15 protein-coding genes are annotated in these 18322 nt (G+C 72.6%); 2 read left to right on the top strand and 13 right to left on the bottom strand.

The features are described from left to right. Nucleotides 1-35: 35 nt before the first annotated feature. Genes ACFYTT_RS00075 through ACFYTT_RS00065 form a run of 3 tightly spaced genes read right to left on the bottom strand, consistent with a single transcriptional unit; the run spans nt 36 to nt 4293 of the window. Nucleotides 36-1256, bottom strand: coding sequence for a DUF885 domain-containing protein (locus tag ACFYTT_RS00075; protein WP_387256652.1), 1221 nt, complete (start codon nt 1254-1256; stop codon nt 36-38). Then, a complete protein-coding gene (locus ACFYTT_RS00070; protein WP_387256650.1) occupies nt 1253-2959 on the bottom strand; it encodes an ABC transporter substrate-binding protein in 1707 nt (568 codons plus the stop codon). Before ACFYTT_RS00070 ends, ACFYTT_RS00075 begins: the two co-directional genes overlap by 4 nt. Beyond that, nucleotides 2956-4293, bottom strand: a complete 1338-nt coding sequence (locus ACFYTT_RS00065; protein ID WP_387256649.1) for an aminotransferase class V-fold PLP-dependent enzyme — start codon at nt 4291-4293, stop codon at nt 2956-2958. The genes ACFYTT_RS00070 and ACFYTT_RS00065 overlap by 4 nt, the downstream gene beginning before the upstream one ends. Nucleotides 4294-4431: 138 nt before the next feature. Here ACFYTT_RS00065 and ACFYTT_RS00060 point away from each other — a divergent pair, with 138 nt between their 5' ends. Beyond that, nucleotides 4432-4611 (top strand): hypothetical protein, encoded by a 180-nt coding sequence (locus ACFYTT_RS00060; protein ID WP_387256648.1) that lies wholly within the window; start codon nt 4432-4434, stop codon nt 4609-4611. A gap of 48 nt (nt 4612-4659) precedes the next feature. On the opposite strand, the gene ACFYTT_RS00055 is transcribed toward ACFYTT_RS00060, so the two are convergent. From ACFYTT_RS00055 to ACFYTT_RS00010, 10 genes are all read right to left on the bottom strand, one after another. Continuing rightward, nucleotides 4660-5313 (bottom strand): hypothetical protein, encoded by a 654-nt coding sequence (locus ACFYTT_RS00055; RefSeq protein WP_387256647.1) that lies wholly within the window; start codon nt 5311-5313, stop codon nt 4660-4662. 63 nt (nt 5314-5376) lie between these two features. Next, nucleotides 5377-6279 (bottom strand): homocysteine S-methyltransferase family protein, encoded by a 903-nt coding sequence (locus ACFYTT_RS00050; RefSeq protein ID WP_387256646.1) that lies wholly within the window; start codon nt 6277-6279, stop codon nt 5377-5379. A 38-nt stretch (nt 6280-6317) separates the two neighbouring features. Then, a complete protein-coding gene (locus tag ACFYTT_RS00045; RefSeq protein ID WP_387256644.1) occupies nt 6318-7457 on the bottom strand; it encodes a trans-sulfuration enzyme family protein in 1140 nt (379 codons plus the stop codon). Between the two features lie 22 nt (nt 7458-7479). After that, nucleotides 7480-8757, bottom strand: coding sequence for an aminotransferase class V-fold PLP-dependent enzyme (locus ACFYTT_RS00040; RefSeq protein ID WP_387256643.1), 1278 nt, complete (start codon nt 8755-8757; stop codon nt 7480-7482). Nucleotides 8758-9004: 247 nt separating this feature from the next. Then, nucleotides 9005-9709 (bottom strand): winged helix-turn-helix transcriptional regulator, encoded by a 705-nt coding sequence (locus ACFYTT_RS00035; RefSeq protein WP_387256641.1) that lies wholly within the window; start codon nt 9707-9709, stop codon nt 9005-9007. A gap of 103 nt (nt 9710-9812) precedes the next feature. Beyond that, entirely contained in the window at nt 9813-11099 is a 1287-nt protein-coding gene (locus tag ACFYTT_RS00030; protein ID WP_387256639.1) for an ABC1 kinase family protein, read from the bottom strand. A 5-nt stretch (nt 11100-11104) separates the two neighbouring features. Beyond that, nucleotides 11105-11746 (bottom strand): hypothetical protein, encoded by a 642-nt coding sequence (locus tag ACFYTT_RS00025; RefSeq protein WP_387256638.1) that lies wholly within the window; start codon nt 11744-11746, stop codon nt 11105-11107. Further along, nucleotides 11746-12642, bottom strand: coding sequence for a 50S ribosomal protein L11 methyltransferase (locus tag ACFYTT_RS00020; RefSeq protein WP_387256637.1), 897 nt, complete (start codon nt 12640-12642; stop codon nt 11746-11748). Before ACFYTT_RS00020 ends, ACFYTT_RS00025 begins: the two co-directional genes overlap by 1 nt. Nucleotides 12643-12770: 128 nt before the next feature. Beyond that, the gene (locus ACFYTT_RS00015) at nt 12771-13973 is read right to left on the bottom strand and encodes a DUF6004 family protein (RefSeq protein WP_387256636.1); all 1203 of its coding nucleotides are present in this window, start codon (nt 13971-13973) and stop codon (nt 12771-12773) included. Nucleotides 13974-14177: 204 nt separating this feature from the next. Beyond that, on the bottom strand, nt 14178-16010 hold the full coding sequence (locus tag ACFYTT_RS00010; RefSeq protein ID WP_387256635.1) for an ATP-binding protein: 1833 nt from the start codon (nt 16008-16010) through the stop codon (nt 14178-14180). 441 nt (nt 16011-16451) lie between these two features. Between ACFYTT_RS00010 and ACFYTT_RS00005 the strand changes: the two genes are divergently transcribed. Then, nucleotides 16452-18322 (top strand): ATP-dependent Clp protease ATP-binding subunit (locus ACFYTT_RS00005; RefSeq protein ID WP_387256634.1); only part of this gene is annotated, 1871 nt, incomplete at its 3' end.

Here is an 18322-nt window from a genome sequence, read left to right as displayed (position 1 = left end):
CGTCGTCCCTGTTCGCTGCTGCCGGTGCCGGGTACTCAGATGGGTGCGAGCGCGGTCCCCGCCACGTCGGCCCGCAGCTGCGCCGGCAGCAGCGGCTCCCGCAGCAGCGTGTCGAAGCGGTCGCTGAGGCTGGTGCCCGGCTCGCGGGCGGCCAGCCAGGCGTCGACCAGTCGGCCGCCCTCGGAGTAGGTGACTAAGTACGCGCGCCACAGCGGGTCGGCAGCGAACGTGACCATCTGCTCGGCCCGGTCGGGCGGCAGCAGCAGCCACCGCCGCAGGTGGGCGAGCGCCTCCGCCCGGTCGCCGCCCTCGTCGTGCAGGAGCAGGGCGGCGTCGATCCGGGCCGGCAGCAGGCGCACGATCAGGCCGCGCATCCGCTCGACCCGCTCGCCCTCGACGTGGACGCCCTCCCCGGCCAGGATGCCGGCGGTCCACTCCCCCCAGCCGGCGCCGAGCACCGCGTCCACCGCGGCCTCGGCCAGGCCCTCGGTGACCAGGCATCGGGGCGTGTGGACCAGGGAGATGGTGTGCTCGCCCTGGCCGCCGTCCCGGACCAGGCCGGCCTCCTTCAGGCAGTGCTCGGTGTGGTGGCCGGGGTACGACTCGTGCGCAACGATGATCGGCAGCGCGGCCACCGACCGGCCGCTGGCCGCGTTCAGCGCCACGGCCGAGCGGAAGCCGCCCAGGTAGCGGTTGTACGCGTTCCACGGCGCGTCCCGGACCACGGTGTACTCGACGCGCTCGCTCCCCGGCAGGCCGAACCGGTCCCGGGTCCGCGCGCGCAGCGCGTCGGAGACCGCCTGCACGCAGCGGTGCAGCCGCTCCGGCGGGACGGTGTTGCGCCGATAGAACTCCTCCACCCGGTCCGCGAGCGGCCCCGGCCCGGGCAACAGCGCGTCGATCTCGTCGTGCACCGCCGCGTAGTGCTCCGGCGGAGTGCGGGTCACGTCGACGTCGAAGTAGGCGCGCACCTCGTCCCGGAAGGACATCGGCGTGCCGGCGAGCCGGTCGGCGACCGCGCGCAGCGCGGCGAGCTGGGCGGTGAGGTACCGGCGGCGGGCCGGTTCGAGGTCGCTGTCGCCGACCGCGGCGAGCGTCCGGCCGGCCTGACGGGACAGCTCGCGGGGGTCGGGCGGCGGTTCGGCGGCGACCTGGTCGCGCAGCGCCGAGTCACCGTAGTAGCAGTCGACGAGCCCGTCGACCAGCCGGCCGAGGCGCAGGCCGAGCAGCAGGTAGTCGCGTACCAGCGAGTTCACTCGCCCGCCTCCGGGCGTGCCGCGGTCAGGTCCGCCGCGTACCCCTGCGGCGGCAGCGGCCGGATCCCGTCGACCCGGTCCGGTCGCCTCGGCGCTACCACCGGCGCCCGGTGCAGGATCGGCACCACCGCCACGTCGGCGACCGCGCGCTCCGCGGCGGCCCGCCAGGCGGCGTCGGCCCGCCACGGCTCCGGCGCGTCGAGCGCCCGCTCGATCAGCGCGTCCACCTCAGGTGCGGCATAGCCGCCGTGGTTGGCGCCGCCGGGCACCGGGTTCGCTTGCAGCATCGCCTGCGCGAAGACCCGCCCGTTGTGCTCCAGCCAGTCGGGCACGCGCGCCGCCACGGCGAGCTGCCAGCCGCCGGCCGTGGCGGGCGCGCGCAGCGCCTGCGCGTACGTGGCGTCGGCGAGCCCGACCGCCCGGGTCGGCAGGCCCGCCCGGGTCAGGTCGGCCGCGCAGGCGTGCGCCACCTCGGGCCCGCAGCCGGACTGCGGGTGGATCAGGACCAGCGGCGGGCCGTCGGCGTGGCCCGCCGAGGCCAGCAGGTCGCGGGCCCGCGCCGAATCGCCGGCGTGAGCCAGGGTGGGGTACGGGTCGGCCGTGCCGTGTCCGGCGTTGCCCGGCGGGATCAGCGAGCCCGCCACCCGTACCGGCACGCCGGGGCGGTGACGCCGGTACAGGCCGGCCACCGCCGCCTTGTCCACGGCGAGCGCCACCGCCTGCCGTACCCGGAGGTCGGCCCAGACCGGGTCGCGCAGATTGAGCAGGAGGTAGGGGTCCAGCACCCAGCCGAGCGCGCAGTCGACCGGCTCGGCGGCCGGCAGCCCGCCGACGGCGGGCGCGACCGGAACCTCGGCCGGCGCGTCGGCGGGCTCCGCGTCGGCGCGGCCGGCGCCGTCGCTCAGGCGCAGCTCCACCCGGTCGGCCTCGGCCCGCCGGTACGGGTCGGCAGCCGGCTCCCACGCCGGGTTGCGGACCAGCTCGACCCACTCGCCGGGCCGTTGTAGCCACACCCGGTACGGGCCGTTGGCGCGCAGGTGGGCGGCGGCCTCAGGGCTGCCCGGGACGAACGCTTCGTGCTCCGCGGGCACCGCCGACGCCGCGGGCAGCGTGAGCATCTGCACGAAGTCCAGCGCCGGCCGGGCCAGCTCGATGACGAGCGTCTCGTCGTCGAGCGCGAAGACGCCGGGGATCTCGTACGCGTTCTGGTACACGGCCAGCGTCGCCGCGTCCGCGGCCCGGTGGGTGGCCTCCGCCGACCACGCGGCGGCGAACTCGGCCAGGCCGCGCACGGTGCCGGCGAAGTACGCCAGCGACGGCGAGGGCCGGACCGGATTGCACATCCGCTTGAAACCGCGGACCACGTCGTGCGCGGTGACCGGACGCCGGTCGGGGGTGTCCCAGCGGACGCCGGGGCGCATGTGGAACACGTAGCTGCGGTGGCTGGCGCCGAGACCTGCGTTCCAGGTGGAGGGGACCTCCAGGGCGAGGTCGGGCACCGGCGTGACGGCCTGCCAGTCGTGCACGTCCCGGGCGGTCTGCCAGGTGACGAGCTGCCGGGTGTGCAGCCGGACGAACGGGGCCGCCGACGCCGGGGCACAGGTGGGGTCCAGCGGTGCGGCGTCGGTGGGCGCGAGCACCCGCAGCACGCCGCCGCGCCGCCGCGAGGTGGCCGGCTCCGGCCGGTAAGGGGCCACTGTCATGACAGCTCCCGCACCAGGTCGGCGATGGCGTCGACGGCGAGGTCGACCTCCTCGGCGGTGTTGTAGAGGTGGGTGCAGATCCGGGCGGCGTAGTGCTGGTGCGGTGAGCCGGCCACGTCGAACTCGGTCCACCGGGTCCAGATCCGGTGCCGGCTCTCCAGCTCGTCGACGAGGCGGGCGAACTTGGTGATGTTCCAGCCGTCGGCCCGGTCGGGGAACGGGTTGAACGCCACCAGCGGCGCGGTCAGCCGGTCGTCGGTGAGCGGTGAGTACAGCGACTCGACGCCGAACCGTTCGATGATCCGGGCGCGGGTGTGCTCGCCGAGCGCCACCGCGTGCCGCTCGATCCGGTCCCGGCCGATGCGGTCCCACAGCTCGCACGCCTTGGCCAGGGCGGCGCCCCGGGCGATGCTGGCGCTGCCGGCGCTCTGCAGGTAGTCGCCCATGTTGTAGCTCTCCACCCTGGTGGTGGTGCGCGGCGGCGGGGCGCCCATCATCGGGTACCAGGTGGAGATGACCGGCCAGAACGTCGGCAGCGGCAGCGGGTTGTGCTCGGGGTGGACCTTGTTGCGGACGTAGAGCAGCCCGGTGCCGAGCGGCCCGCACTGGAACTTCGAGCCGGAGCAGGTGACGAAGTCGGGCCCGAGCGCGCGCAGGTCGGTGTCGAACAGGCCGGGCAGCAGCGCGCCGTCGACCACTGTGGTCAGGCCGTGCTGCTGGGCCAGGTCGCAGAGCTGGCGCACCGGCATCCGGGTGCCGGTGAACAGCGTGACGGCGGCGAACGCCAGCACCTTCGTCCGCGGCGTGATCGCCCGGGCGAACATGTCGACGATCTCCTCGGCGGTGACGTCCGGCCCGACCGGCGGGGTCAGCACGGTAAGCGTGATCCGGTGCCGGTTGCGCAGCAGGTTGAAGTTGGACAGCACCGAGTAGCACTCGTGGCTGGTGGTGATGACCTCGTCGCCCTCGTGCAGGTCGAGCCCGTTGATGACCCGGGCCACGCCCTCGGTGGCGTTGTGGCAGATCACCATCTCGTCCTGGTCGACGCCGAACGCCCGGCCGATGGCGGCGCGGTGCTCGGGGTACATGCCGGGCGGGTAGACGTTGCGCAGTCCTCCGTTCCACGCCCGGGTCACCCGGTCGTTGACGTCCAGCACCTCGTACGGCATCACTCCGATGGTGCCGGTGTTGAGGTGGACCGCGTCGGGCTCCATCGCGAACAGCGACCGCAGCTCCGCGAAGGAGGCGGTGCGCAGCGGGTCGGCCGGTGCGGGCGGCCCGCTGGTGCGGGCGGCCGTCGTGGTCGCGGGGTCGTCGGTCACGCTGACGCGCATGGCGTCCCTCCTATCAGGAGCTGGCACCCGCCAGTGAATTTACCATATGATTATCAAGTAAATAGCCGTCCCGCCGCCCGTCCCGTCCGCCCGCGCCGGGCTCTCCGGCGCGCCCCCACCGCAGAGCAGGGAGAAGCGATGATCGCGTGCCACACCGGCGGTTGGCCGGACACCGAAGCTCCTCGGCGGACGGAGCGGGCCCGCGCGTCCGGCTGCTCGTGCGGCTGCGCCGGCCGCTGCCGGCCGCCGTCCGCCGACGCCTGCGGCGAGCGCGACCGCCGGCAGGAGCAGTTCGACGCGCGCGACCGGGTGCCCTGACGCCGGACGGGTGGGGGCGGCCGGGACGCGCCGCCCCCACCGGGCCGGTCAGCCGCCGAGCACGTCCGGCAGCCGGACCGCCTTGAACCGCCGGTCGGCGAAGTCGCAGTACCAGACCAGCTCGCCGTCCCAGGCCAGCCCGGTCGGATGCCCCGGCAGCCGCACCGTGGCGACCAACCGGCCCGACTCCGCGTCGACCGCGTGCAGCAGACCGTCCTCGAACTCGGCGTAGAGCACATGACCCTCGGCGTACGTGAGGCCCGAGGGCGACCCCACGACCGGGTGTTCCCGCTGCACCGTCATGGTCTCGAAATCCCGCAGCTGGATCACCGCGGGCGCGCGCAGGCAGAGCCACACGCCCTCGGGCCCGGTCTCCATGCCGGTAACCCGGCCGTTGGAGGGCCGTACCGGCTTCGATCCGACCGTCTGGCCGGTGACCGGGTCGATCAGCAGGATCCGCTTCGGCCGGCCGCCGATCTGGCACAGTTTTCCGTCCGCGTACCCCAGGTCGGCACGCACGTCGGGGTACGCGAACCACCGGCGTACCGCGCCGTCCGCCGGGTCGATCGCGAAGATCCGCGCGGCGTCCTGGTCGGAGTGCCAGAGCCAGGTGCCGTCCCAGGTCAGGCCGCACATGTATCCCGCCGGACCGGGCAGGCTGCGCACCACCTCGACGGGCGGTGCGATCGTGGAGCCGCTCACCGTCTCGTTCTCCCTTCGTTGGCGGACCCGGCCCGCGCCGGGCCGGCGTACCTGCGGGCGGCGTCAGTCGACGGCCGCCACCGGCGCGTCAAGCCGGGCCGCCAGCGCGGCGATGTGCTCCGGCGACGTGCCGCAGCACCCGCCGGCCACGGCGAGCCGGTACTCCACCGTCCAGCGGGCGACCAGGTCGCCGAACTCCGCGGGGTCGAGCAGCGGTCGCGGTCCGGGCGCGCCGTCGCGGCGGTCCTCCAGGTTCGGGTACGCGCCGATCGGGCCGTCGTCGGCATCGCGCAGCGCCCGCAGGCACCGCTCGGTCGCCTCCGGCCCGGTGCAGTTGACCAGCACCACCTCGGCCCCGGCGGCGCGCACCGCCCGCGCGGCGTCCACCAGGGAGTCGCCGGACAGCAGCCGGCCCTGGTCGTCGCAGACGAAGCCGGCCCAGGCCAGGGCGCCCACCTCGCGCACCTGCTCCACCGCGATCCGGGCCTCGCGGGCGGTGTTCATGGTCTCCACCAGCACCAGCTCCACCCCGGCCCGGACCAGCTCCACCGCCAGCCAGCGGTGCTCCTCGCGCAGCTCGTCGTCGGCCGGTACCAGGTCCGGCCGGTAGCAGTCCTCCACCGGGGCCATCGACGCGGCGATGCGGGTGCCGGGCGCGCCGGCCGCGTTGCGGGCGGCCAGCGCGACGCCGACGGCCGCGTGCACCATCCAGCCGAGGCCGGCGTCCTCCAGCCCGGCGCGGCGCAGCGACCGCAGGTTGCAGCGCAGCGTGTTCGCGGTGAGCACCTGCGCCCCGGCGGTCAGGAACCGTTCGTGGACGTCGCGCAACACGCGCCGCCGGCTGTCCGCCAGCAGCGCCGCGATGCCCCACCACGGAGCCTGGTGGGGCAGCCCGGCGCGCTGCAACTCGGTGGCGAGTCCTCCGTCGAGCACCACCGTGGCGCCGCCGGTCGTGAATGCGGACATGTCTCCTCCTTCGCGGAGCGAATATGCCGGTCAGCGGGTCAGACGCCGTCACGCAGCGCGGTGACCAGGTCCTCGACCAGGTCGGCCGGGTCCTCGATGCCGGGTGAGATCCGGATGAGCCGGTCGGTCAGCCCGAGACGCCGGCGCACCTCGGGCGGCACCGGGCGGTGGGTCATCAGCGCCGGGCACTCGATCAGGGAACGGACGCCGCCGAGGCTGACCGCAGCGGTGAACAGGCGTACCCGGTCGAGCAGCTTGGCAGGGTCGCCGAGGTACTCGAAGGCGGCGAGCGCGCCGGGCGCGGTCATCTGCCGGGCCGCCACCGCATGCTGCGGATGCGTCGGCAGACCCGGATATCTGACCCGGGCGATGCTCGGCTCGGCCAGCAGCACCGCCACCACCGCGCGGGTGTTCTCCACCTGTCGGGCGGTGCGCAGCGACAGCGTCTTCAAGCCCCGGTGGGTGAGATAGCAGTCGAATCCGCCGGGGGCGTTGCCGGCCACCGTGCGGTACGCCAGGAACCGCCGGTGCAGCTCCTCGTCCTGGTAGACGAGCGCGCCGCCGAGCACGTCGAGATGACCGGCGACGGACTTGGTGGTGCTGTAGAGCGCGATGTCGGCGCCATGCGCGAGCGGTCGTTGCAGCACCGGCCCGGCGAGCGTGTTGTCCACCACCACCAGGGCGCCGTGCCGGTGCGCGAGGTCGGACACAGCGGCGATGTCGGCGACCTTGAGCAGTGGGTTGGTGGGCGTCTCCAGCCACACCATGGCCAGCTCCGGCCCGCACTCGCCGAGCGCGCGGTCCCGCTCGGCCGGGTCGGCGAGGTCCACCTGCCGTACCGTCACGCCGCGCTCGGCGGCGGCGGCGAGCAGCTGGTGGGTGCCGCCGTACATGTCGTCGGAGGCGAGCACCAGCCGGCCCGGCGGCACCACCGACAGCGCGGTCGTGGCGGCGGCCTGCCCGCTGGTGTAGACGGTGGCGTGCCGGGCGTCCTCCAGCGCGGCGAGACACTCCTCCAGCGCCTCCCGGTTGGGCTGCTCGCCCCGGGCGTAGAAGTAGCGCGGCGGGTCCTGGGCGGTGCGGTCGTAGGTGGTGGCGAGGTGGATCGGGGGCACCACGGCGCCGGTGCCGGACACGGGTTGCTGGCCGACGTGCACCAGCCGGGTGTCGAACCTCATGACGCTCCCTTCCGGGCGCTGCTCAGAGGAACCGGACGTCGGGGTGATCGGTGGTCCAGGGACCCGCCCGCACGCCGGCGAGCAGCTCACCGACGAGGTCGATCTCGGCAATGGTGTTGTAGACGCCGAAGGAGAGCCGGACCGTGCCGAGCAGGCCCAGCTCGTCGAGGAAGGTGCTGGCGCAGTGCACGCCGCAGCGCACCGCCACGCCGTGCCGGTCCAGGTGCGCCCCGACGTCATACGGGTGGATGCCCTCGACCACGAAGGAGACGATGCCGCTGGGGTCGGTGGCCGGGTCACCGACTACCCGCACACGGTCGATCGCGCCGAGCACGTCCACGGCGTGCCGGACCAGCGTCCGGTCGTGCCGGCGGATCGCGTCCCAGCCGAGGTCGCTCAGGTAGTGCAGGGCGGCGGCCAGCCCGACCGCGCCGGCCACGTGCGGCGTGCCGGCCTCCCACCGGGCCGGCCCGTCGAGGTAGCGGACCGGCTGGTCGGCCGCGACGCCCTTCACCGTGCCACCGCCCACCTGGTAGGGCGGCAGCCCGGCGAGCAGGTCCCGGCGGCCGTGCAGCACGCCGACACCCATCGGCCCGTACGCCTTGTGCCCGGAGAAGCAGTAGAAGTCGGCGTCGATCTCGCGCACGTCGACCGGCCGGTGCGGTACGGCCTGGGCGCCGTCGACCAGCACGAGCGCGCCGGCCCGGCGGGCGGCGGCGGTCATCTCCCGTATGGGGTTGACGGTGCCGAGCACGTTCGAGACGTGGCTGACCGCCACCAACGCGGTGTCCGGGCCGAGCGCGGCGGCGAATCGGTCGGCGCCGACCCGCCCGTCGGGTCCGGCCGGCACCACTGTCAACGTGGCGCCCGTACGGTCGCAGAGCCGGCGCCAGGGCAGCAGGTTGCTGTTGTGCTCCATGCCGGTCACCACGACGCGCCGGCCCGGCCCGGCCACCCGCTGCCCGGCGGTGTCCGCGACCAGGTTGACGGCGGCGGTGGTGCCGGCGGTGAAGAGCACCTCCTCCGGCTGCGCCGCGCCGATCGCCCGCGCGGCGCTCTCGCGGGCCTGCTCGTACCACTCGGTGGACTCCAGGCCGAGCCGGTGGTAGCCGCGCCCGACGTTACTGTTCGCCCCGGTGTAGTAGTCGGTCACCGCGTCCAGGACGACGCGGGGCTTCTGCGTGGTGGCGGCGTTGTCCAAGTAGGCGACGAGGTCGTCGGCCCGGCGGGCCAGCAGGGGGAAGTCGTCCCGTACCGCCCTGGGCAGCGCCTCCGGAGCGTGTCGCACCGTGTCCGTCATGCCGGCTCCTGTCGCTTGACGGCCGGTCGTCGGTGCCGGCGCACGCGCCGCGCGGGGTCGCCCCGCGACGCGTGCGGCGCCGTCTGGCGCTCGGGCGACGGAAGGGCGGACCGGTCGTCCCCGTGGGACCACAGTGCTCGGGAGGTGCCGCACGGGTGCGGAGTGCCGGACGACGACGGGCCCCGACGAACGCCGAGGCTAGTTCAGAATAATATAGTGGACCTGTCCCGTCACCCCCTGGCGCGGGTCAGTGACCGGAGGTCGTCCGGACGGCGGGCGCCGCGCCGGCGTCCAGGCCGAGCAGCTCGCAGCAGCGCAGCACAGCGTCGATGTCGCCCTCCAGCTTGAGCTGGCCGCCGACCATCGCCATCAGCGGCGTGACCCGCCCGGCACCGATGCGGACGAACGTGGCCGCGTCCGTGGTCGCCACCATCGCCGGGTCGTCGGACGGCCCCTTCGCCACCCGCGGCACCCCGCCGGCGACGTCGATGCGGAAGACCTCGTCGTCGACCTGGAACTGGTAGCTCTCGTCGATCGGGGAAACCTTGTCCCACTGGAACATCGCCTCCACGGCGAGAAAGCCCCAGTGGGGGCGGACCGTGTCCTCGGCGCTCAGGTCACCGACGAACTCCAGGCCCCAGTGCGCGAGCCCGAGCACCATCGGCCGCAGCGCCTGCCCGGTCGGGGTCAGTTCGTAGGAGAGCCGGCCGCCGGTGCCGTGCACGTCGACCTGCCGCAGCACCCCCGAGTCGACGAGGAACTTGAGCCGGTCGGCGAGCAGGTTCGTGCCGATGCCGGGCAGGTCCGCGAGCAGCTCGCTGTAGCGCCGGGGCCCCATCAGCAGCTCCCGGATGATCAGCAGCGTCCAGCGTTCACCCAGCACGTCGAGCGCGGACGCGAGCCCGCAGTACTGGTGGTAGGAGCGCTTGCCGGCGAGGCCAGTCGGTGCCATTCCGCTATCGTATATTTTAGTCCGCTGTTTGCGCAGGTGGGGCCGCGCTGTCGAGGCGACCGGCCAGGCCCGGCGGACCGTTCGGCCAACGCACAGGTGGCGCTCAGGCGGCGGCGCGGCGGCCGAAGAGCCCGCGCATCAGCACCGGCTTGGCCAGCTCCTGGAAGTCGAGGTCGGGGTCGAGGTCGCGGACCGTCCCCTCGATCACCAGCAACGAGAGCAGCGGGAAGATGAGGTCCGGCGCGGCGTGCACGCCGTGGCGCCGTTGCAGGTCGAACATCTCCGCGGCGAACGCGATCAGGCTGAACTCCCGGGCCGGCAGTCTGTGGCTGCGCTCCACCAGGTCGGCCATCTTGACCAGGAACGTCTCCACGTCCGCATCCGGCCGCAGACCGGTGCCGCTGCGCACCACGATCTCGGCGCAGTACCGGCCGCGCCCGATCGACATGTTCATGAAGAACTCGGCGAACAGCCGGCGCAGCTCCTCGGTGAGCTGCACGCTGAACCCGGCGTCGAGCACCACCACCTGGGCACCCCGGGTGAAGTAGAGGTTGCCCGGGTGCATGTCGCAGTGGACGAATCCGTCCACGAAGAGCATGTGGTAGATCGCTGTCATCGCGGGGGCGGCGAACCGCTTGCGTACGGCCGCCGACATCGACCGCGCCACGTCCACGTCGAGGTCGGGCACGAACTCCATGACCAGGCAACGCGGCCGGCAGACGTCGTCACGTACGGCGGGCACCCGGACCCGGGGCACCACGGCGAGGTTCTCCTTGAGCCGGCGCAGGTTCTCCGCCTCCCGGGCGAAGTCGAGCTGGGCGAACACCGCCCCGCACATGTTCTCGACCACCTCCCGCACCGGGACGCCGCGCAGCATCGGCAGGCGGGCCATCACCCGGGCGCCGTGCCGCATCAGCGCAAGGTCGAGGGCCATCGTCGACTCGATGCCGGGACGGCGCAGCTTGAGCGCCACCTCGGCGCCGTCGGGCATCCGCCCACGGTAGACGCAGGCCACGCTGCCGCTGGCCACTGGCGTCGGGTCGATCTCCGCGAACTCCGCAGGCGTCTCGCTGCCGTACGCCTCGGCCAGCGCCCGGCTGGTCTGCTCGGAGGTCATCGGGTCGACCCGGTCCTGGAGCACAGACAGCTCGTCGCAGAGCGCGGGCGTCAGCACGTCGCGCCGGGTGCCGAGCACCTGACCGGCCTTGACGAACGTCGGACCGAGCCGCATCAGCAACGTGGTGAGGCGGCGGTAGAGCAGCCGGCGGGCCCCCGGCCGGTCACCTCGGACCGCCTTGACCAGCGCAGGCGGCAGCGCCGGCAGTAGGTGGGCGGCGCCGACCGCGCCGATCCAGGTCGAGCGGGCCAGCAGCGCGCGCGTCGTCACCATGGACGTCAACCCTTCGTGATGCCCGGCACCTCGATCGCCCGGAGCTGCAGGGTGGTGAAGTCGCAGTACCAGATGCGGCGGCCGTCCCAGGTGATGCCGGTCGGGTTGCCCGCGACCGAATAGGCGGCCACCTCCCGGCGGGCCGCCACGTCGTACAGGTTGATGGTGGCCGCGTCGTGGTCGGAGTAGACGAGGTAGCTGTCGGAGACGGTCAGGCCGGCGACCGGGTGCCGGACCGGGAACGTGTCGATCAGCCCGAAACCTTCCGGGTCGCGTAGGTCGACCTGGCGCAGGTCCTCGTAGCCCAGCCAGAGCCCGTGCCGGGTCGCCTCCAGCCCGCACAGCACGTTGCCGGGGCGCGGGTTGCCGAACTCGCCGAGCAGCTCGCCGTCCTCGGGATCGACCAGCCGCAGCACGCGGTCGTCGCCCGCCACCTGCAACAACCGGCCGCCGATAGTGGTCAGGTCGGTGCGCACGCCGGGGCAGTCGAGCCGGCGGACCACCTTGCCGCTGATCGGATCCAGGGAGGCGATCTGGCTGGAGACCGCCTCGGAGAACCAGAGGCACTCCGCAGACCAGGTCAGACCGCAGAGCTTGAGAGCGCCACGGACGGGAATGTCGCGGACGGTACCCACCGCGAAGGGCATCAGGACCTCCTCTGCCGGGACAGGCCGCACTCCAGCCGCCAGCCGGTCACCGTGCGGACGTCGCGCCGGGCCGGGCGGCGCAGGGCGACGGACAGCTCGTCGCCCTCGGCCACGTCGGTGTGTCGCAGCGGCCACACCCACACCGCCCAGTTACAGCCGGGGTACGACGGGAAATTCGACAGCGCCACGTCGTCGGTGAAGTCGGCGGTGAAGAAGCCGAGCACGGCGTGCAGCCGTCCCGGCGCGGTGACCGGCAGACGCTGCCGCAGCGTCTGCCGGGACGGTGACCGGCCGTCGAGCGTCTGGTCGAGCACCACTGTGGGCTCGGCCAGCAGCTTCGGCGGACGCTGAAAGAAGTGCAGCTGCGCCGCGGGGGCCACGAGCTCCTGCACGGGGTCGAGCCGGTAGCCATAGAAGTCGCCGCCCCACAGCCCCCAGCCCTCGTCAGCGAGCTCGGCCGCGGCCAGCCAGGTCCGCAACCGCCGGGGCACCACCCGGCCGCCGGAGCGCAGGTGCCGGCGGGCGATCACGTGCAGCACCTCGGCCATCTCCTCCTCCGGGCCGAGGTTGCCCATCATCTCGGAGACCAGCACGTCCGCCTTGCGGGGCAGCCGGACCGTACGGGCGTCGCCGGTGACCAGCGTGAGCCGTCCCTTAAGGTCGTTGGCCTCGATGATACTGGCCGCCGCCGCGGCGGTGGCCGGGTCGGCCTCGACCGCGTACACGTGCTCGGCGCCGTGCCGCAGCGCCAGCAGCGAGAGCGCGAGCAGCCCCGCGCCCACGTCGACTACCACGTCGCCGGGGGTGACGGCCTCCTCCAGCGCCCTGTCGTACGCCCGCAGCCGGGGCACGTCGCCGAGCATCATCTGGTGCATGAGCAGCAGCCGCTGGTCCACGCGGTACCCCCTGAGCGCGCGTCCCTCCCGACCGCCGTAGCAGCCGGGAGGGACATCGTGACGGTACGTTGCTATTGGTTTTACCAGTAGAACCTCTGGCCGGCAGGCCCGTCAAGCGGACCCGTCGGTCAGGCGTTCACCGCGGCGTGCTCGCCGACCAGCGCGTCCCGCATCACCAGGTTGACGCCGGTGAGGCGGGCCTTCGGCTGCTCGTCCACGGCGACCAGCGCGGTGTCCGAGCCGTCCAGCTTGAGTTCGGTACCGGTGGCCTCCATGCCGCGCATCTTGCCGTTGACGTGCACGGAGTTGGCGGCGTAGAGCGTCTCGTGCGGCGTGACCAGCTCGAACTCGGCGTCGATGTGCAGATCGCCGGGGAACTTGAGCCGGCTGAGGCTGTCCTCGTTGCCCTCGCCCAGCGTGCCGCCGGAGACCCGCGGCCAGCTCGCCCGCAGCATGACCCGGCCACCCAGCTCCGGACTGTGTCCGACGACGGCGACGCGGGCCAGCTGGGCGAGCACGCCCTGGCCCTCATCGTGCTTGTCCGGGCCGAAGAGCAGCACCTCGGCGCCGGCCGCCTGGCGATAGTCCCCGGCCAGGTCGACCCGCACCGTCTTGCCGTTGACCTCGACCTCGATCTGCCCCTCCAGCGAGGTCTGCATGATCATGGACGGGTCGACCAGCATGGACATGCACGGGCCGGCGCTGGGCGCGAAGAACAGGTTCGGCGTGATCCCGACCGGCTGGTTCTCGTCGTTGGCCGGGTACCACGCCTCCGGCAGCGTGGTGCCCTTGACGACGTTCGGCGCGGCCATCACGTCGAACGGACCGTCACCGCGCGGCTTGCCCAGGTAAGGGCCGGTCAGCGGCTTCTTGAACGGCGGGACGCTGTCGACCACGCCGTAGATGTCGATGACGTTGCGGTGGGCGAGCCGCAGCGTGCTCGACTCCAGGATGCCGAAGCGGCGGATGTAGAACTCGGCCGGGAAGTTCTTGCCCGGCACGATCTGCCGCACGTGCCCGCTGTTGGGCAGGAACGGGTTGGACAGCACCTGGATGCGGTCGTCCAACTCGTAGCTGAACCCCTTGATGCCCACCTCGGGCGCGCTGATCAGCTCGGTGGCGAACTGCGCGTAGCCGTTCTCGTCGACCTTGTGCTCGAAGCCCGGCATGGGCCACTTGTTGAGCTGCACGAAGCCGGACAGGTTGATCGTCTCGCGGCGGCCCGAGTAGTAGTCCTCGCCGAAGACCACGGTGGCCGCGGCGAGGATGTGCGGGCGGATCGGCTTGGGTTCGAGGTTCAGGGACTCGTAGGTCTCTCTGGTGGAGCTCAAGCCAGACACCTCCAATGTCTGTCGGCAGGGGTCAGCGGCGGTCTGTGGGCCGCTGGTGGACCGGACCCGACCGGTCCCGCCAACTATCAAGCTATGTGTTTTTAAAGCATACTGTCAATGCCTGGGCATCGTCAGGTGTCAAAGCCCCGGGAACACGACGGCCCGCTCCCCGGCGGGGAGCGGGCCGTCGATCGCGACCGCCGGTCAGTCCGGTACGGCCGCCACCCCGGCCGGCAGCAGCGGCCAGGACAACCGCAGGGGAAGCTCGGCGGCGGGGCTCGTTACGGCACCCGGGGTGTCGTACTCCAGCGCCAGCCGGCGCAGCAGGCCGAGCATCCGGTACCGGCCACCGGCTGTCCCGACCGGCATCACCAGGGCCTTGTCCACCAAGGCGGCGAGCACCACCCGCACGTCCGTCGGGCCGGACGGATGGGGCCACCAGAACCGCCGGGCGGCCGCCAGGTCGAACACCCCCGGCAGCAACGCGACGTGCTGGAACAGGCAACGCTCGACCACGTCGAGGCGCTGGACGCTGCGGTCGAGCATCGCCCGCAGTGACGTGTGGCGTGGCTCCGGTCCGGCGGCCGGCGGGCGCAGTCCGTCCAGCGGTCCCTCCAGCTTGCGCAGCACCCCATCCAGGCTGTCGGTGGACAGGCACGCCGCCGCCATCTCCAGAGCCAGCGGCAGGCCGTCGAGCCGGCGGCAGATCTCCACCGCTATCTCCGCGTCACGCCGGTCGAGACGGAACCCGGGGCGGGCCTGAGCCGCCCGTTCGGCGAGCAGCGCGACCGCCGGATTGGACAGGACCGAAGGCCATCCTCCCGGCTGCGGCACCGGCAGCGGATGCAGGCGCTGGACCCGCTCGTACGGCAGCCCGAGCGGCTGGCGCGACCCGGTCAGGACCACCACGTTCGGGCACGCCAGCAACAGCCGGTCGGCGACCACCGCGCACGCGTCGACCAGGTGCTCGGCGTTGTCCAGCACCACGAGCGTCGGCTGGTCGCGCAGCAGTTCGACCGGATCCTCGGCGCCGTTACCCCCGAGCATCCGGGCCAGCCGGCGCTCCAACTGCCGCCGGTCACTGAGGTCGAGCGTGTCCACTGTCAGGACCCCGCCGGTGAATACACGGGCGGCCTGGTGGGCGGCGCGCAGCGTCACCGCCGACTTGCCGCAGCCGGGCGCGCCGGTGACAGTCACCGCGCGGTACTTCGCCAGCAGCGCCGCCAGCTCGGCGATGTCCCCGGCCCGCCAGTGCAGCGGCCCGGAGATCGGCCCGCAGCCGGGCCTGCGCCGCGCGGCGGGCACCGCCGGCGCCGGCCGAGGCACCGGTGGACGCCCGGCCGGGCGCACCAGCGCCCGGTGCACCGCCCGCAGTTCCTCCCCCGGGTCGACGCCCAGTTCGGTACGGAGCCGCTCGGTGATGTCGGCGTACCGGTGCAGCGCCACGGTCCGGTGCCCACTGCCTCCAAGCACGGCCAGATAGTCGGCCTGGATCGCCTCGTGCAGGGGTTCCAGCCGGGCCAGCCGGGTGGCGGTGTCGAGCACCGCCGCGGCCCGTCCCAGCCGCAGCCCCAGACCCACGTAGCTGTGTGAGGTCGCCACCCAGGCCGCACCCAGGGCCTCCACCTCGATGTTGTCGTGCAGCAGCGAGCGCAGCTCACCGAGGGTCGGGCTGCGCCACAGGTCCAGCGCCTGCCCGAGCAGGCGGAACGCCTCCTCGCGGCAGCCCTCACCGATCCGCTTCTCGGCCTCGGCGACGTAGCGCCGGAACCGGGCGACATCCGTCTCGACGGTCTCGGCGCGCAGCGAGTACCCGGAGACGGTCGAGGCGATGACCCGTACCCGGCGCCGTGGCGGATGTTCCGGTTCGAGGACCTGGCGCAGCCGGGCCACGTACGTGTGCACGAGCGACCGGGCGCTCGGCGGGACCACCCCGCCCCAGACCGCCTCCTCCACCTCGCTCACCGGGACGCTGTCGCCGAGGCGTAACGCCAGAAGGGAGAGCAATGCCCGCTGCTTGGCCGGGCCAGGCTCCACCGGATGCCCCTTCCGCCTCACTTGCAGCGGACCCAACAGGTCGACCCGGTAACAGGCACGACTCTCCATCATCTATCCCCCTAGGCTCAGCGTGAGCCCGAGACTGGCACATCCGGTTACCGAGTGGCCACACTGAGCTATTGCTCAGGAAACTCGGCAGGCCAGGTCGCCGACCCGCCCCAGCAGCGTGATCACCGCCCGGGAGGTGCGCAAAGGTCGCCGGGCAGCGCACCGGCAGCCACGAGTTCTTTTCATATGGCGAAGCTATTGATAGAAGTTGCGGAATGCGCCGGACTGCGCGATCCCGCGCCGACGAAGTCGCACCCCAGAGGGGGATGTCGCTCGCCGAGGCACCCTCATCGCTCGAGCACGATAGACAAGATGCTATATGAAATCTTAGTATTTCTATGGCCGGATGACTCAGGTGAGGAGCACGAGGGCATGTTCGAGCGGTTCACCGACCGAGCGCGACGGGTTGTCGTCCTGGCCCAAGAAGAGGCCCGGATGCTCAACCACAACTACATCGGTACGGAACACATCCTGTTGGGCCTGATCCATGAGGGCGAGGGCGTCGCGGCGAAGGCCCTGGAGAGCCTGGGGATCTCGTTGGAGGGCGTCCGCCAGCAGGTGGAGGAGATCATCGGCCAGGGTCAGCAGGCGCCGAGCGGGCACATCCCGTTCACGCCGCGGGCCAAGAAGGTGTTGGAGCTGTCGCTGCGCGAGGCTCTGCAACTCGGCCACAACTACATCGGCACGGAGCACATCCTGCTCGGTCTCATCCGCGAGGGCGAGGGCGTGGCCGCGCAGGTGCTGGTGAAGCTGGGCGCCGACCTGAACCGGGTCCGTCAGCAGGTGATCCAGTTGCTCTCCGGCTACCAGGGCAAGGAGCCGGCCGCCGCCGGCACCGCCCCGGGCGAGGCGGCCCCGTCGACCAGCCTGGTGCTCGACCAGTTCGGGCGGAACCTGACCCAGGCGGCCCGGGAGGGCAAGCTCGACCCGGTGATCGGGCGGGAGAAGGAGATCGAGCGGGTGATGCAGGTGCTCTCCCGCCGGACCAAGAACAACCCGGTCCTGATCGGTGAGCCCGGCGTCGGCAAGACCGCCGTGGTGGAGGGCCTGTCCCAGAAGATCATCAAGGGCGAGGTGCCCGAGACGCTGAAGGACAAGCAGCTCTACACGCTCGACCTGGGTGCGCTGGTGGCGGGCTCCCGCTACCGGGGTGACTTCGAGGAGCGCCTGAAGAAGGTGCTCAAGGAGATCCGCACCCGGGGCGACATCATCCTGTTCATCGACGAGATCCACACCCTGGTCGGTGCGGGCGCCGCCGAGGGCGCGATCGACGCGGCGAGCATCCTGAAGCCGATGCTGGCCCGTGGTGAGCTGCAGACCATCGGCGCGACGACGCTGGACGAGTACCGCAAGCACCTGGAGAAGGACGCCGCGTTGGAGCGTCGTTTCCAGCCGATCCAGGTGGGTGAGCCCTCGCTGGCCCACACCATCGAGATTCTCAAGGGCCTGCGGGACCGGTACGAGGCGCACCACCGGGTGAGCATCACGGACGCGGCGCTGGTGGCGGCGGCGACGCTGGCCGACCGGTACATCTCCGACCGGTTCCTGCCGGACAAGGCGATCGACCTGATCGACGAGGCCGGGGCCCGGATGCGGATCCGCCGGATGACCGCGCCGCCGGACCTGCGTGACTTCGACGAGCGGATCGCCCAGGTGCGCCGGGACAAGGAGTCCGCGATCGACGCGCAGGACTTCGAGCGCGCCGCTCAGCTGCGCGACAAGGAGAAGCAGCTGCTGGGTCAGAAGGCACAGCGGGAGAAGGAGTGGAAGGCCGGCGACCTCGACGTCGTCAGTGAGGTCGACGACGAGCAGATCGCCGAGGTGCTGGGCAACTGGACGGGCATCCCGGTCTACAAGCTGACCGAGGAGGAGACCTCGCGCCTGCTGCGCATGGAGGACGAGCTTCACAAGCGCGTCATCGGGCAGGAGGACGCGGTCAAGGCGGTCTCGAAGGCGATCCGGCGTACCCGCGCCGGCCTGAAGGACCCGAAGCGTCCGTCGGGCTCGTTCATCTTCGCCGGCCCGTCGGGCGTCGGTAAGACCGAGCTGTCCAAGGCGCTCGCCGAGTTCCTGTTCGGCAGCGAGGACGCCCTGATCCAGCTGGACATGTCCGAGTTCCACGACCGGTACACCGTGTCGCGGCTCGTCGGTGCGCCTCCCGGCTACGTCGGCTACGACGAGGGCGGGCAGCTGACCGAGAAGGTGCGGCGTCGGCCGTTCTCGGTGGTCCTCTTCGACGAGAT

Origin of the sequence: Micromonospora sp. NPDC003816, from assembly GCF_042874705.1 — a bacterium.
Classification (GTDB): domain Bacteria; phylum Actinomycetota; class Actinomycetes; order Mycobacteriales; family Micromonosporaceae; genus Micromonospora.
This window is presented reverse-complemented; position numbering and strand designations above follow the sequence as displayed.